The 13797-nt window shown below is 74.3% G+C and carries 12 protein-coding genes; 5 read left to right on the top strand and 7 right to left on the bottom strand.

Features of this window, described 5'->3' with window-relative positions:
* Window positions 1–19: 19 nt before the first annotated feature.
* The gene (locus tag ACZ6RC_RS28725) at window positions 20–1633 is read right to left on the bottom strand and encodes an FAD-binding oxidoreductase (protein WP_469588551.1); all 1614 of its coding nucleotides are present in this window, start codon (window positions 1631–1633) and stop codon (window positions 20–22) included.
* A gap of 66 nt (window positions 1634–1699) precedes the next feature.
* On the opposite strand from ACZ6RC_RS28725, the gene ACZ6RC_RS28720 reads away from it, so the two are divergent.
* Window positions 1700–2410 (top strand): TetR/AcrR family transcriptional regulator, encoded by a 711-nt coding sequence (locus ACZ6RC_RS28720; protein WP_469588548.1) that lies wholly within the window; start codon window positions 1700–1702, stop codon window positions 2408–2410.
* 296 nt (window positions 2411–2706) lie between these two features.
* Here ACZ6RC_RS28720 and surE read toward each other — a convergent pair whose 3' ends face one another.
* Both surE and ACZ6RC_RS28710 read right to left on the bottom strand, forming a co-directional pair.
* The gene (gene surE / locus ACZ6RC_RS28715; RefSeq protein WP_469588545.1) at window positions 2707–3618 is read right to left on the bottom strand and encodes a 5'/3'-nucleotidase SurE; all 912 of its coding nucleotides are present in this window, start codon (window positions 3616–3618) and stop codon (window positions 2707–2709) included.
* 218 nt (window positions 3619–3836) lie between these two features.
* Window positions 3837–5177 carry an MFS transporter gene (locus ACZ6RC_RS28710; RefSeq protein WP_469588541.1) on the bottom strand — a complete coding sequence of 447 codons (1341 nt, stop codon included), beginning with the start codon at window positions 5175–5177 and terminating at the stop codon, window positions 3837–3839.
* A 597-nt stretch (window positions 5178–5774) separates the two neighbouring features.
* On the opposite strand from ACZ6RC_RS28710, the gene ACZ6RC_RS28705 reads away from it, so the two are divergent.
* Together ACZ6RC_RS28705 and ACZ6RC_RS28700 are read left to right on the top strand one after the other, a co-directional pair.
* Window positions 5775–6491, top strand: a complete 717-nt coding sequence (locus ACZ6RC_RS28705) for a phosphatase PAP2 family protein (protein WP_469588537.1) — start codon at window positions 5775–5777, stop codon at window positions 6489–6491.
* 411 nt (window positions 6492–6902) lie between these two features.
* Window positions 6903–7910 (top strand): LacI family DNA-binding transcriptional regulator, encoded by a 1008-nt coding sequence (locus ACZ6RC_RS28700; RefSeq protein WP_391136330.1) that lies wholly within the window; start codon window positions 6903–6905, stop codon window positions 7908–7910.
* 184 nt (window positions 7911–8094) lie between these two features.
* Here the strand turns inward: ACZ6RC_RS28700 and ACZ6RC_RS28695 are convergent, their stop codons facing one another.
* Together ACZ6RC_RS28695 and ACZ6RC_RS28690 are read right to left on the bottom strand one after the other, a co-directional pair.
* Window positions 8095–8868, bottom strand: a complete 774-nt coding sequence (locus ACZ6RC_RS28695) for a phosphatase PAP2 family protein (RefSeq protein WP_469588534.1) — start codon at window positions 8866–8868, stop codon at window positions 8095–8097.
* Window positions 8869–8964: 96 nt separating this feature from the next.
* On the bottom strand, window positions 8965–9918 hold the full coding sequence (locus tag ACZ6RC_RS28690) for an alpha/beta hydrolase fold domain-containing protein (protein ID WP_469588531.1): 954 nt from the start codon (window positions 9916–9918) through the stop codon (window positions 8965–8967).
* A gap of 207 nt (window positions 9919–10125) precedes the next feature.
* Between ACZ6RC_RS28690 and ACZ6RC_RS28685 the strand changes: the two genes are divergently transcribed.
* On the top strand, window positions 10126–10626 hold the full coding sequence (locus tag ACZ6RC_RS28685; protein WP_469588528.1) for an ATP-binding protein: 501 nt from the start codon (window positions 10126–10128) through the stop codon (window positions 10624–10626).
* Window positions 10627–10708: 82 nt separating this feature from the next.
* Entirely contained in the window at window positions 10709–11536 is an 828-nt protein-coding gene (locus ACZ6RC_RS28680) for a PaaX family transcriptional regulator (protein ID WP_469588524.1), read from the top strand.
* 57 nt (window positions 11537–11593) lie between these two features.
* Here ACZ6RC_RS28680 and ACZ6RC_RS28675 read toward each other — a convergent pair whose 3' ends face one another.
* Window positions 11594–13192: a glycerol-3-phosphate dehydrogenase/oxidase gene (locus tag ACZ6RC_RS28675; RefSeq protein WP_469588521.1), complete on the bottom strand. Its 1599-nt coding sequence runs from the start codon at window positions 13190–13192 to the stop codon at window positions 11594–11596.
* Window positions 13189–13788, bottom strand: a complete 600-nt coding sequence (locus tag ACZ6RC_RS28670) for a TetR/AcrR family transcriptional regulator (protein WP_469588518.1) — start codon at window positions 13786–13788, stop codon at window positions 13189–13191. The genes ACZ6RC_RS28675 and ACZ6RC_RS28670 overlap by 4 nt, the downstream gene beginning before the upstream one ends.
* Window positions 13789–13797: the final 9 nt, after the last annotated feature.

Here is a 13797-nt window from a genome sequence, read left to right as displayed (position 1 = left end):
CAAACGGGGTGACGGGGGGTCAGGCGGGGCGCAGGGGATCGATGAGGGCGCCGGGGTTGAGGATGCCCGCCGGGTCCAGGGTCGCCTTGCCGGCGCGGAGCGCGGCGGCGAACAGGTCCGGGCGCTGCCGGTCGTACCACGGCCGGTGGTCGCGGCCCACCGCGTGGTGGTGCGTGATGGTGGCCCCGGACGTGATCAGGGCGTCGGAGACCGCCGCCTTGATCTCGTCCCACTGCTCCACCGTCCTGCCCCAGACGCCGGTGGCGTAGATCCCGAAGTAGGGCGCGGGTCCATCGGGATAGACGTGGGTGAAGCGGCAGGTGACCACGCCCGTGGCGCCGACCTGCCGCATGGCGTCGTGGGCCGCCTCCTCGACGGCCGCCCGCACGCTGTCGAACCGGTCCCAGGTGCAGGCCGTCTCGAAGGTCTCCACGATCATGCTCTGCGCGGCGAGCGCGTCGCGCTGGTACGGCATCCGCAGGAACGACGCCCGCCAGGTGTCCGCGGCCCCGCCGTGCGCGGAGTCGCCGGCCGTGTCGGTGTGGTGCGGCGGTTCGGACAGGGTGCCGCCGTGGTCACGGCAGAGCTCCACGGCCCGGTCCATCCGGGCGGTGACCGGGTGATCCGCGGACTCGAAGCCGAGCACCAGCACGGACGTCGGGGAGCCGGCGTTGACGAACGCCTCCACCGGGTCCAGGAGACGGCAGTTCGAGGGATGGAGCCCCGACTGGGACAGCGCGCGGACCGCCCGCACGCCGTGGGCGGGGTCCGCGAATCCCACGGAGGCCCCGGCGCGCCACCGCGGGCGGTCCTGGAGCCGTACCCATGCCTGGGTGATGACCCCGAGGGACCCTTCGGAGCCGAGGAACATCCGGTCGGGGGAAGGGCCCGCGCCCGAGGCGGGCAGCCGGCGCGACTCGACGACGCCGGCGGGCGTGACGACCCGGAGCGACTGGGTGAGGTCGTCGATATGGGTGAGCACCGTCGAGAAGTGGCCTCCGGCGCGGGTGGCCAGCCAGCCGCCGAGCGTGGAGAACTCGAAGGACTGCGGGAAGAACCGCAGGGTGTAGCCCTCCGGCCGCAGCCGGTCCTCCAGGGCCGGACCGAGCACCCCGGCCTGGACCAGCGCGGCCCGGCTGGTGCGGTCCACCTCCAGGACCCGGTCCATCGACGTGAGGTCCAGGCTGACCGTACCGGCGTAGTCGCCGCCCACGCGCGGCTCGACCCCTCCGACGACCGACGTGCCGCCTCCGAAGGGGATCACGGCGATGCCGGCGTCGCCGCACCAGTCGAGCACCTGGACGACCTCGGCCTCGGAGGTGGGGCGGACGACGAGGTCGGGCACGTGCGGCAGCCGGCCCAGCAACGCCCGGACCACGTCGCGGAACGCCTGCCCGTGACTGTGTGCCAGCCGGTCGCGCGCGTCCTCGGAGACGAGCGGTGCCAACGCCGGGGGAGCCACGACCTTGCCGGGTGCGATGCCGAACGACTCGACCGGCGGCGCCTCGTGGACGGTCAGGTCCGCGCCCGGCAGCAGCTCGGCGACCCTGCGGGTGAGCGCCTCCCGCTCCCGGCCCACCACCGCGTCCTCGACCCTGCCCCAACCCCACCACGAGCGCGTCGTGCTCTGCATCGTCCGACACCACCGATCTGAACGAAGGGTAAATTACCTCCGGGTAAGATTGCATAGGATGAGGGCATGGGCAAGCAGGAGAAGGACACGCGCGACGCGAGCACCCCGCCCGCCGGACGAGCGCCGGGCGGCACAGGCACGACGGGGGGCGCCGGCGCGAAGCGCGGCGCGGGCACCAAGGGCATGCCGCGCAGGGACCGCGAACGGCTCATCCTCGACGCGGCCGCCGAGGAGTTCGGGAACCACGGCTACGCCCGCGGCTCCACCGCGACCGTCGCGGCGCGGGCCGGGATCAGCAAACCCATGATCTACGAGTACTTCGGGTCCAAGGACGGCCTCTATCTGGCCTGCCTCGACCGCGCGGGCTCCCGCCTCGTCACCGCCGTCGCGGCCGCGCAGGACGGGCCACCGGACCTCTCGCGGGCCGCCCGCACCATGGAGGCCATCTTCCGCGCCCTCGAAGCGCGCCTGTACGACTGGGAGTTGGTCTACGACACCACCGTGCCGGCCGACGGCGACCTGCACGCGGCGGCCGCCGTCCACCGACGGGAACTCAACCGCATCGGGGCGGCCGGCGTGGCCGACATCCTCGGCGCCTCCCCGGCCGTCGAACCGCTCGACGCCGACCTCCTCACCCACCTCTGGTACGGAACGGTCGGCTCCGTCGTCCGCTGGTGGCGCCACCACCCCGAGCAGACCGCCGAGGCGATGAACGCGCGGTTCCACCGCGTCCTCGGCGCCCTGTTCGCCCACGGCGGCCGAGCGGGCCGCGCGTAGCCGGGCGAAGGCCCGTGCCGCGCGTGCGGAAACGGCGGACGCCGTCCTGCCTCCCGGGGGCGAGTTGCAGGACGGCGCGGGTGCCGAAATCCCGAGCCCGGCGACGGCCCGCGGCTACAACGGCGAACGGGTCGGTCGGGTCCGCCAGAAGGAACGGGCCGGCCGCGGCCGAGGGTGTCGACGCGAGCAGGGCGAGCAGGGCGCGAGCCGTATCGAACAGGGGCCTTGCCGATGAGGGCCGTCGTCCGGGCCGCTTCATCCGTCCTCCTGACGCAGCTGGGGGGGTAGGGCCGTGGTCAGGGGCGCAGACCGGCTAGGAGGGCGGCGGTGACGGCCTGAGCGGCCGGGCCGGTGTTCCAATCGGCGTTCACCGGGCTGACGGCGATCCGGCCCTTGGCGACGGCCTCCACGTCCCCGCCCCGCGCCGGCGGACGCAGGTCCACCGCCACGCCGACCTTCCAAGTGCCGTCCCCCGCGTCGGTGAAGTCCGCCTTGAGGAGCGTCTGCGGGTCCTGGAAGGTGGTGGTCACGCCCGCGGCGGTGCCCCTGCCCTCGGAGCCGACCACGGGGTGGTTCACGTTCAGGCCGACGCCCTTGGGCAGCAGCGGCCCGGACCTCGCTCGTACCCGCAGCCGGTCGATGAGCTTGACGGCGAAGTCGACCGTCGGGCCCATGGCGTTGACGGTGGCGACGGGGTCGGGCACGGAGAGCCCGCCCGTGCTCAGCGCGATGGCGGGCACGCCGGCCTCCACCGCCGCGATCGCGCCGCCGACCGTGCCGGAGTGGTTGGCCAGACCGGCGACGTTCGGACCGAAGTTCGTGCCCGACACGACCAGGTCGGGAGCGCGGCCCTCGAACACCTCGGAGAGGCCGAAGGCGACCGAGTCGCCGGGGGTGCCGTCGATGGCCCAGACCTTCGGCTCCGGGTGCTTCACCGTGATCGTGGGGGCGCTCGAGATCTTCGTACCGGTACCGCTCTGGTTGGTCAGCGGCGCGACGATCGTGACGTCGTGCCCGGCGGCGGTCAGCCGCTCGAACGCCTTCCGGATGCCCGGGGCGTTGTAGCCGTCGTCGTTGGTGAGCAGGATCCGCAGAGGCGCCGTCGGCGCCGGGGCCGCCTGCGGCGAGGCGACGGCCGGTGCCGTGCCGGTGAGGGTGGCGGTGCACAGGAGCAGCATGGCCGGCGGCAGGACTCGCGTACGTCTCACAGAAGACTCCTCGGGAGGTGGAGGGGGGACGGAGGGCGGTGCGGTGAGGGGTGGTGGAGCGCCGGGCGCGCGGGGGCGCGATGGTGCGCCCCGGTGCGTGAGGGCCGGGTGCCGTGCGGTGGGGAACCCGGCGGATGCGCGACCCTCGACGCGCACCCGCCGGAGCGGGGTGGGCCGGGCCCTGCCGGCGCCAGGGACGGCCGACGGGCCTCGGCGGATCAGCGCACGCTGCGGATCGGGAGGATGGCGAGCGCGCCGATCAGCGACAGGGCGCCGCCGACCAGGAACAACGGGGTGTACCCGCCCAGGGCGGTGACGACAGCGGAGGCGACGAACGGGGCGATGATCTGGGGGCCGGCGTTCGCGATGTTGAGGACGCCCATGTCCCGGGCCGCGTCCTCCGCTCGGGGCAGGACCAGGGTGACGAGGGCGGTGTCGACCGCCATGAAGCAGCCGAAGGCGAGGCCGTTGAGCGCGCTGAACACGAGCATGCCGGTCCAGGTCGGACTGACCACGGGCACGACCATCACCAGCCCGGCCAGCGCGGCCGAGACGCCGACGAAGACCTTGCGGCGGTTCCAGCGGTCGGACAGCAGGCCGCCCACGATGGTGGAGAGCGCCACGGCGACCATCGACACCGGCGTCAGGATCGCCATCGCCTCGGGCGGGGTCAGCCCGCCGGGGAGTGCGATGTGGTCGCCCAGGATGTACAGCTGGTAGCCGACGACGGCGAAGTATCCCAGCACCATCAGGGCGCGGCCGATGAAGGCCCAGCGGAAGTCGTGGTTCGCCAACGCCGAGAGGAACGCGGCCATCTGGCCGCCCTTCGGCGTCTTGGTGACGGTTGCCGCCCGCGCGGTGTCACGGCAGAAGACGGAGAGGAGCACCGCGGCCAGGGCCACGATGGCGCCGAAGACGAGATAGCCGGTGCGCACCTGCGTCGCGGTCTGTGAGGCGAGCAGGACACCGACGGTGCCGCCGATCGGCATGCCGAGACCCACCAGCGCGGACGCCGTGCCGCGGCGGGCGGCGGGGACGCGGTCGGGCACGATCGCGGTGACCGCCGCCTGATAGGTGTTCATCGTCGCCTGGACCAGGCACCAGCCGATGCCGACGAGCAGGGCGGTGGTCACACTGCCCAGGAAGGCCAGCGCGATCAACGCGCCGAAGGCCCCGCCCAGGATCCAGGGATTGCGGCGGCCGCTGCGGTCGGAGAGGGCGCCGGCAATCGGGTTGAAAGCGGTCGCGAAGATGGCGCTGATGCCACCGATCAGGCCGAGGACGGCGACCTTGTCGTCGGGGGCGATCGCGGCGACCTGGGTGGGCAGGAGGACGGAGCCGACGCCCAGGTACACGGCCATCATGGCGGAGTTGGCGATCAGCAGGAGGAGCATGAGCCCGCGCTGACGGGGTGCTCCCGCCTCCTCGGCGGCCTTCGCGGCGGCGGTGCCCGCCGAAACGGACTCCGCGGCGGCTTCCGAGGCGGATTCCTGGGCGGCTTTCGCGGCGGATTCAGGGGCGGGTGGGTCGATCGGATCGGTGAGTTCGTTCGTGGCCATGACGACTCCTCGGGGGACGGGGCGGGGAGGTGGCGGGGTACGGGACGGGTCGGGGGTCGGGTGCGGAGCGGTGGAGCACCGTCCCGGTACGCGGGTGGTGGTACGCGGATGAGGGAGACGCCGCACGAGCGGACGCGGGGGCGGCGGTGTCACCGGAAGCCACCGCGGACGACTGCGGCGACACGATGTTGTTACACGTGTCACCCGCAGTGCTTGGAGACTGTGTAGCACCCATTTCCGGCCTCCGCCAGGCCTTGCGCGGGGTCGGTTCGCAGATCGTGACCGGAGAGAGAACCCCACGTCGATCACGTGTAACCAGGAAAATGGACGGGCTGAGCAGGACGAACGTGTCCGGAAACCTCGCGCACTTGTGGCGGCGGTCGCGCGTCCGCCATACTCCGTGCCGCACCGTGGCCCCGGCGGCCCCGGTGCGCATTCGGCCCGTACGACCGCCGGTCGTCGAGGCCGTGCACACCTCGCGCACCACCCTCGTGCACACCCTCTTCGCCGCTTCCCCCGCGCCGGCGCGACCTCCCCGCGCCCGCTCGCCCCTGCGTGCCCCCACCGCCTCGGGTGAAGACCGTGAAAGGCCCCGTCATGCCTCATGCGCCCGATGCCCTCGTGCCTCCGCGCCCCGCTCGTCCTCCCCACCACCCCGTCCCCGCCGCCCCTCCGCGCCGCGCGCTCGCCTCCGGGAGCGCGCTCCTGGCCGCCGCTCTGCTCACGGGGCTGCTGCTGCGCACCACCAACCGCCCGTTCTTCCAGGGCGCCGACGAGCGTTGGGCGGTCTTCATGGGGGATTCGCGCGCCGGCGCGGCGACCGCCTTCGCCACCGTCCTCGACCGGCTCGGTGGCCCGATCGGCCTGATCCTGCCGTTGATGCTGATCGGTGGCCTCTGCGTCTACGGCCGTTGGCGCTCGGCGCTGTACGTCGCCACGGCCGCCATCCTCGCCAACGTCGTCGTGGTGCTGCCGCTCAAGCAGTTCGTCGACCGCCCCCGGCCGCCGGACCCCTGGGTCCTGGTCAACGACGGCTCGTACCCCTCCGGGCAGGTCTTCAGCGCGGTCACCCTGGTGATCGTGGTGGCGGCGGTGCTCTGTCCGCCGCGTGCGCGACGCTGGTGGTGGCTGTTCGGCGCCGCGTACGTCCTCGCCATGGCGTGGAGTCGCACCTGGCTGCATGCCCAGTGGCTCAGCGACACCCTGGCCGGCGCGCTGGCCGGCGCCGGAGTCTGCCTTCTGCTGTGGCGGGCCTTCGCCCCCCTGCTGAGGACGGAGGCGGAGCGGACGGCCGACGGCAGCCTCTGGCTGTGACGAGTCCGCCCTCCGTGCGGCGCTTCACTGACGGTCGATGAAATTACGCGATAATCGCGCACGACCCGGTCAGCACGTCCCGGCGCGTGGCCCAGGAAGGAGCCCCATGGCTCTCCCGCGGACGCGGACCGCACCCTCGTCGACTTCCCCCTCGGCCGCCTGCGGGGTGCCGATGAGGGAGGGCTCGCCGTGTTCCGCGGTGTTCCGTACGCCGAGCCCCGCTCGGTGACCTGCGTTGGCGTCCCGCACGGGCACCCGGGCTGGTGCGGAACGAGGGGCGCGGCGCCCGGTCTTCCCCCGCAGGAGGGAGGGTGGGCACGCCGCCCGGTGATCTAACTCGTGTAACCTCGTGGTGAAAGAAGGCGCGCACGCCGGCACGACCGACCATCACAAGGAGCGTCGAGGGACGACATGGCAGAAGAAACCCCCGTCCCCGCCTCGATCACCAGCGCCGACGTGGCGCGCCTCGCCGGAGTGTCGCGTGCCACGGTCTCCTTCGTCCTGAACAACACCCAGGGGCACCGGGTCAGCGAGGGCACCCGCGTCCGCGTCCTCGACGCGGCCGCGCAGCTGGGCTACGTCCCGCACGCCGCCGCCCGCTCCCTTCGCGCCGGCCGCAGCAACCTCGTCCTGATGCCCTCGTCGATCTCCGCGATCGGCCGGCTCGTCAGCGACTGGGTCGACGAGCTGCAGAGCGAACTCGACCGGCACGGCTACACCGCCGTCCTTCACGCCGGTCGCTTCGCCGACCCTCTGGACGCCGCCCGGGCCTGGGCGGAACTCCGTCCCGCCGCGGTCGTCGCCCTCGACGGCGACCGGCTCACCGCACAGGCGGCCGAACTGCTGCGCCGGGCCGGGGTGCGCGGGCTGCTTGCCTTCGCGTCCCGGCCGATGCCGGGCGTCCACACCATCGGCCTCGACCACGCCCGTATCGGCGCCACGGCCGCCGAGCACCTCATCGCGCGCGGCCGGACCCGGATCGGCGTCGTCATGCCCCCCGAGCGCGGCCTCGACGCCTTCGCCCGGCCGCGCCTCGCCGGAGCCGAGTCGGTCGCCGCCCGGCACATGGCCACCGTCACCCCGCTGGAACTCGCCTACACCCGGGAGTCGGCGACCGCGCTGGCCCGGCGCTGGACGAGCCTGGGCCTGGACTCCGTCTTCGCCTACAACGACGAGTACGCCGCCCTGCTCCTGCACGCGCTCCAGGCCGAGGGCGTCACGGTCCCCGACGAGGTGGCGATCGTGGGCTCCGACGACCTGGTCCTCTCGGCGTTCCAGCAGCCCGCGCTCACCACGATCCGCCTGGACTTCGCCTCGCCGGCGCAGATCGCGGACGCGCTGCACGAGCTGGTCGAGACGGGCTCGGCCCCACGGCTCCCGACGGTGGAGGCCGTCCTCGTCCAGCGTCAGAGCTCCTGAGGCGCGCAGGTTCCTCCGCACACGGACGCAGCGGCTCGGCCGCTGCGCGGAGCGGTCGCGCGCCGGAACGCTCCGACGCGGGCCCGTCTCTGCGCGGGGCAACCGCCGCGCGCGGGAACGGTGGTGGCCCCCCGGTCCGTGATCCGCACGGACCGGGGGTCACCGCCGTTTCGCCTCCGCCGGGTCAGGCGACGGCCGGCGCCGTCTCCGGTACCTCCGGGGCGACGGGAGCGTCCACGGCCGGCGCGGCCGCCGGCTCGGCCCCGCGGCGGCGGCCCGCGGATTCAGCGGCGAGCGCGGGGGCGCAGAGCCACCACGCCACCAGCCCCGCGCCCGCGCCGGCGGCCGCGCCGGCCGCCGTGTCGGTGAGCCAGTGCGCGTGCAGCCACGTACGGCTCCACATCATCGCCAGTGTGAAGACCGCGCCCCCGAGCCACCAGGTCCGGCGCCGCGCGGCCGGGACCAGAAGCGCCCCGACGAGCACCACGAGCAGCGCGGCCCCGGCCACGTGACCGGAAGGGAAGGAGCCGTGGTCCACCCGGACCAGCGGGTTCTCCGGGCGGGGCCGGTCCACCAGGTGCTTGAGCCCTTGGACGACGAGGAGATTGCCGGCGAGATGGACGCCGAGCAGGAAGCCGGCCGACACCCAGCGCCGGCGCAGGAGCAGAAAGAAGAGCAGACCGAGCGGGACGACGATGCCGAGCGGGCCGCCGAACCAGTTCAGGACCGCGGCCAGGACGGCGTACGGTCCGTCGTGCGGACCGCCCATCCAGGTCAGCCACCGGTCGTCGAGCGCCTGGAACGGCGGGTCGGCCGGGTCCGGACGGACCGCGAAGGCGGGCAGCGTGGCCAGGGTGAGCAGGAGGAGTCCGGCCGCGAGCACACCGGGGCGGCGCGCGGACGCCGTGCCGGTGGGTCTCGCGGTCGGGGGAGGAGGGGGAGCCGGTTGCGTGGACATGGGTGCCTCTCGCGACCGCGGGGATGAGGCCCGCGGTCGTTGGGTGGGTGACGTACGGCCGGGCCGGTCGGTCCGGACCCGGCGGGAATCGAAGGGTCAGGCCCCCGCGCCCAGGTGCCGGGCCAGGAAGGCGACGCTCTCCGCCACGACCCCCGGGATGTCGGGGCAGCCCAGGAAGATGTGGTCGGCGCCGTCGACGGGACGCAGGGTCGCCTCGCCGCCCGCGGCGGTCAGGGCCTTGGCGAGCGCCTCGCTCTGGCTGAACGGGACCAGGCCGTCCCGGGTCCCGTGAACGAGCAGGAAGGGCGGCGGAGTCGGTCCGTCCGCGTACGTGACGGGGCTCGCCGCCCGGGCGAGCGCCGGGCGCTCCGCCTCGGTGCCGCCGAGGAGGGCGTCGTACGGATCGGGGAAGTCGGTGCCGGGAGGCAGGCCGGGGAGGGGGTGACCGGCGAGGGCGACGAGGTCGGAGACCCCGTACCAGTCGACGACCGCCCGGACGCCGGTGTCGCCCGACCCCACCCCGTGCGCGCCTTCCAGCGCCTCGGCGTCCGGGCTCCCGGGGCCGACGAGCCCGGCCAGCGCCGCCAGGTGCCCTCCGGCCGACTCGCCCCAGACGGCCATCCGGTCCGGATCGATCCCGAAGGCGTCGGCGAAGCGGCGAACGTAGCGGATCGCGGCCTTCACGTCGTGCAGTTGGGCCGGGAAGGGGGCTTCGAGGCTGTGCCGGTAGTCGACGGAGACGAGCGCGAGCCCGGCGGAGAGGACCGACCCCCGCAGCAGATCGGCGGGCACCGTCGGCGGGGGATAGCGGCGGTCGCCGTCCAGCCAGCCGCCGCCGTGGATCCACACGACGGCCGGGAACGGGCCCTCGCCCGCCGGGACGAGCACGTCGAGCAGCCGGGGACGGTAGCCGGGAGTGGTGGCGTACGTGACCCCGTCGAAGCGGCGGACGCCGTTGTCGTCCGTCACGGACGGCACCGGGTGCTGGTACGGCGGAGGCGGCCACGGCATGTCGGCCGGGCCGGGCTCGGCCGGGAGGGAGCGGGTCATTGCGGCCCTTCTGTCGACCCCGGGCTTCGTAGCGCTTTGTCCGAAATGCTTGCGCGCGGCACCGGGGGAGGCTTAGCGTGTTACACGTGTTACCAAAACTCTAGCGACGGATTTCCGCCCACAGCAAGCTCCTCGGCTCTGGAAATTCCGACAGTAGTTACACGAGCCAGCGGCGGGGCCGTCGCCCACCTCCTCTGGGAGCACGTCATGCTCACCGCCGCCACCTTCGCCGCGCCCCCTGTCGCCGCTCGCGCCGACGGCCCCTCCCTCCCCGCTGCGCGCATCCGCCCCTCCGCGCCCTCCCGGGCCTTCGCCCGCTGGGCCGCCGAGCCCACCGCGTCGACCGTTCCGCTGGTCCGTGCCCGCGTCCGCGCCCTCCTGGAGAGCTGGCGGATCGCCGCCGACCTCGTGGACACGCTCCTGCTGGCCGTCAGCGAACTCGTCGGAAACGTCGTCCGGCACGCCTCCGCCGCCGGCCGTATGCGCGTCGCCGTCTACTGCGGGGCCGGCTGGCTGCGTTTGGAGGTCGCCGACGGTACGGCCGCCCTGCCACGGCTCCCCACGCCGGCCGTCGAGGTCGACCCGGAGGCCGAGGGTGGGCGGGGCCTGCTCCTCGTCCAGCTGCTGGCGGCCGAAGCCGGTGGTGAACTGGCTGTCGTAACCGCCGAGTTCGGGAAGTCCGTACGGCTGCGCGTCCCGCTCGCCTGACCCGCCCGACGGCGTACGCCTGCCCCCCCGGGGCAGGAGGGGCCCCCGATATGATCGCGACCGCGGACAACGGAAGGCGATCATGTCGGACAGCCCCCTCAGGCCCAGTTCGTTGATCAACACGGTCTTCGGCGCGTTCCTGCGCCGCCTCGGCGGCTGGATCTCCATCGCGGACCTGATCACGCTGATGGCGGAGCTGGACGTGGACGGCCCGGCGGTGCGCTCGGCGATCTCCCGGCTCAAGAAGCGCGGAGTCCTCGAACCGGAACGCCGGGGCGCCACCGGCTACCGCCTCAGCCCCGCCGTCCTGCCCGTCTTCGACGAGGGCGACCGCCGCATCTTCGCCGGCCTGGAGCCCGCCGACCTGGCCGACGGCTGGGCCATGGCGGTGTTCTCCGTACCGGAGTCGGAACGCTCCCACCGCTACCAGCTGCGCACCCGGCTGACCTGGCTCGGCTTCGGCAACATCGCCCCGGGCGTGTGGCTGGCGCCGGGCCGGCTGCTCGACGACGCCCGGAGCATGCTCGTACGCCTCGGGCTCAGCGACTACGTCCATCTGTTCCACGCCGAGTACGCGGCCTTCAGCGACCTGCCGGGGACGGTGAGTTCCTGGTGGGACTTCCCGGCGATCCAGACGCAGTACGCCGCCTTCACCGACGCCCACGCCCCGCTGGCCGCCCGTCTGGCGACGGCCGGGGCGCCCCCCGAACCCGCCGAGGCCTTCTGCCACTACGCCCCGCTGCTCACCCGGTGGCGCCGGCTGCCCTATCTGGACCCGGGCCTGCCCACCGAACTCCTGCCCCCGGACTGGAACGCGGTGGCGGCCCGTCAGGTCTTCCAGGGACTCCACGGCGTCCTGCAGGCCCCCAGCCTGCGCCACGTCGGCGAGATCACCGGTCTGCGCGCCTGAGCCGGCAGGCGCGTGACGGCGCGCTGCCGGCGGCCACCCGGCGCCCGTGCCCGCGCCTCACGCCCCGGGCCCTCCCGGGACCGCTCCGGCCGCGTGGGCGGCGAGTGCCTCCTCGGCGGCCCGTTCCGCGGCGTCGCGGTGGTCGGTGCCGAGGTTGATGCGGGTGCGGCGGTCGAGCAGGTCGGAGGTGGTGAGGGCGCCCTCGTGGTGCACGGCCCAGTGCAGCTCGGCCGCGGTCGTCGGGTGGTCGGGGGTGACGGGCCGCGCCAGGTGCGGGTGCTGTCGCATCAGGGCGTGCAGGGCGGGGGCCTCGGTGCCGTACCGCTGGACGAGGCGCTGCGGCGCGTCGAGGTGGGCGAGGCGCCGGGGATGCGTGGCGCCGACCAGCGGTACGGACGCGGTGCGGCATGCGTCGGCGGGCAGCCCGTGGGTCGCGACGGCCTGGTCGAGGGCGTCCTGCGCCATGCGGCGGTAGGTGGTGAGCTTGCCGCCGACGATGGTGGTGACGCCGTCGGGCGAGGTCAGCACGGCGTGCTTGCGGGAGATGTCGGCCGTCCGGCCGTCGGTCTGCGCGGTGTCCAGCAGCGGCCGCAGACCGGCGAAGGCGCCGATGACGTCACCGCGGTCGATCGAGGTCTCCAGAGCCGTGCCGAGCACGTCGAGGAGGAAGCCGATGTCGGTCTCGGGGGCTTCCGGAACGTCGGGCACTTCCCCGTCGAGGGGCTCGTCGGTGAGGCCGACGTAGGTGCGCCCGTCGTGCTGGGGGAGGACGAGGGCGAAGCGGTTGGACTCGCCGGGGATGGGGATGTGCAGGCCGGCGGTGAGGTGGCCGAGGTCGGCCGAGCGCAGCACGAGATGGGTGCCGCGGGAGGGGCGCAGGCGGATGTCGCCGACGAGGCCCCCGGCCCAGACGCCGGTGGCGTTGACCACCGCCCGGGCGTGGATGCGCAGCTCCCGGCCGGTCGTCTCGTCCCGGACGAGCGCGCCGTCGCCGGTGAGGCTCAGGGCCCGGGTGTGGGTGAGCACGCGGGCGCCGTGCGCGGCGGCGGTACGGGCGACGGCGGTGACCAGACGGGCGTCGTCGGACAACTGCCCGTCCCAGGAGAGCAGTCCGCCGCGCAGCCCGGTCGCCCGCAGGGACGGGGCCAGGTGGCGCGTCTCGACGGCGGTCAGCGCGCGGGGCGCGGGCAGCGTGGTGCGTGAGGTGCGGGCGGAGGCGCGCAGCAGATCCCCGGCGAGGAGACCGGCCCGGGTGAGGGCGGCCTGACGCCGGCTGACCAGCGGGGTCAGCGGCAGCACGAACGGCTGGGCGTGGACCAGGTGCGGGGCGGTGCGCTCCATGAGGACGCCGCGTTCGACGGCGCTCTCGTGGGCGACGTCGAGCTGCCCGGAGGCGAGGTAGCGCAGGCCGCCGTGGATGAGCTTGGAGCTCCAGCGGGAGGTGCCGAAGGCCAGGTCGTGGGCGTCGACGGCCGCGACGCTCAGGCCGCGGGTGGCCGCGTCGAGGGCGACGCCGGCGCCGGTGGCGCCGAGGCCGACGACCAGGACGTCGACGCGGGCGCCGTCGGCGAGTTCGGCAAGCTCGCGGTCGCGCCGCAGGGCGGTGAGGGAGGAGCCGGTCAGGGCGGGGCTGCCGGTGGGGGCGGTGGCGTTCACGGGGTGAGGGTCCTCTCCAGAAGGGTGCGCAGTTCGCCGAGGAAGGCGCTCTCGTCCAGCGCGGGGTCGTCCTCGTCGGCCATGGTGCGCAGCGAGAGGGTGAACGACTGGACGACGAGGAGGAGGGACCGGGCCTGGAGGTCCGGTCCGACGGGGCGTACCGAACCGTCCTCGTGGCCCTGGGCGAGCGCGGTGCGCAGCAGGTCCAGCAGGGCGTTCTGGGTGGCTCCGCGCCGGTCGAGGATGTACGGCAGGAGCAGCTCGGGGTCGACGTCGAGGATCTTGTGGAAGAGCGGGTGCGCGCGGAACGCGGCGGCGCCCGCGGTGAGCCCCTCGACGATCCGGGTGCGTGCCGGGCGGCCGTCGTCCGGGGGCGGCATCGCCCCGGCCGCGACGCCGATCCACTCACGGGTCATCAGGTCGCCGACCAGGGTGCGGACGTCGGGCCAGCGCCGGTACAGCGTCATGCGTGACACGCCCGCACGGCGGGCGACGTCGGTCAGGGTCGTGCGTCGGACGCCGACGGCGAGGACGCAGTCGCGGGCGGCGTCGAGGACGGAATCCGTGTCCGAGTGGTTGTGACGAATGGGCGTCATCTGTCACAG

This window comes from Streptomyces sp. NPDC048353 (assembly GCF_055587165.1).
This window is presented reverse-complemented; position numbering and strand designations above follow the sequence as displayed.

What these genes read in the sequence shown, in the direction of transcription:
- ACZ6RC_RS28725 (WP_469588551.1), bottom strand. Translation starts at nt 1,633, where the DNA reads ATGCAGAGCACGACGCGCTCGTGGTGGGGTTGGGGCAGGGTCGAGGAC.
- ACZ6RC_RS28720 (WP_469588548.1), top strand. Translation starts at nt 1,700, where the DNA reads ATGGGCAAGCAGGAGAAGGACACGCGCGACGCGAGCACCCCGCCCGCC.
- ACZ6RC_RS28710 (WP_469588541.1), bottom strand. Translation starts at nt 5,177, where the DNA reads ATGGCCACGAACGAACTCACCGATCCGATCGACCCACCCGCCCCTGAA.
- ACZ6RC_RS28705 (WP_469588537.1), top strand. Translation starts at nt 5,775, where the DNA reads ATGCCTCATGCGCCCGATGCCCTCGTGCCTCCGCGCCCCGCTCGTCCT.
- ACZ6RC_RS28700 (WP_391136330.1), top strand. Translation starts at nt 6,903, where the DNA reads ATGGCAGAAGAAACCCCCGTCCCCGCCTCGATCACCAGCGCCGACGTG.
- ACZ6RC_RS28695 (WP_469588534.1), bottom strand. Translation starts at nt 8,868, where the DNA reads ATGTCCACGCAACCGGCTCCCCCTCCTCCCCCGACCGCGAGACCCACC.
- ACZ6RC_RS28690 (WP_469588531.1), bottom strand. Translation starts at nt 9,918, where the DNA reads ATGACCCGCTCCCTCCCGGCCGAGCCCGGCCCGGCCGACATGCCGTGG.
- ACZ6RC_RS28685 (WP_469588528.1), top strand. Translation starts at nt 10,126, where the DNA reads ATGCTCACCGCCGCCACCTTCGCCGCGCCCCCTGTCGCCGCTCGCGCC.
- ACZ6RC_RS28680 (WP_469588524.1), top strand. Translation starts at nt 10,709, where the DNA reads ATGTCGGACAGCCCCCTCAGGCCCAGTTCGTTGATCAACACGGTCTTC.
- ACZ6RC_RS28670 (WP_469588518.1), bottom strand. Translation starts at nt 13,788, where the DNA reads ATGACGCCCATTCGTCACAACCACTCGGACACGGATTCCGTCCTCGAC.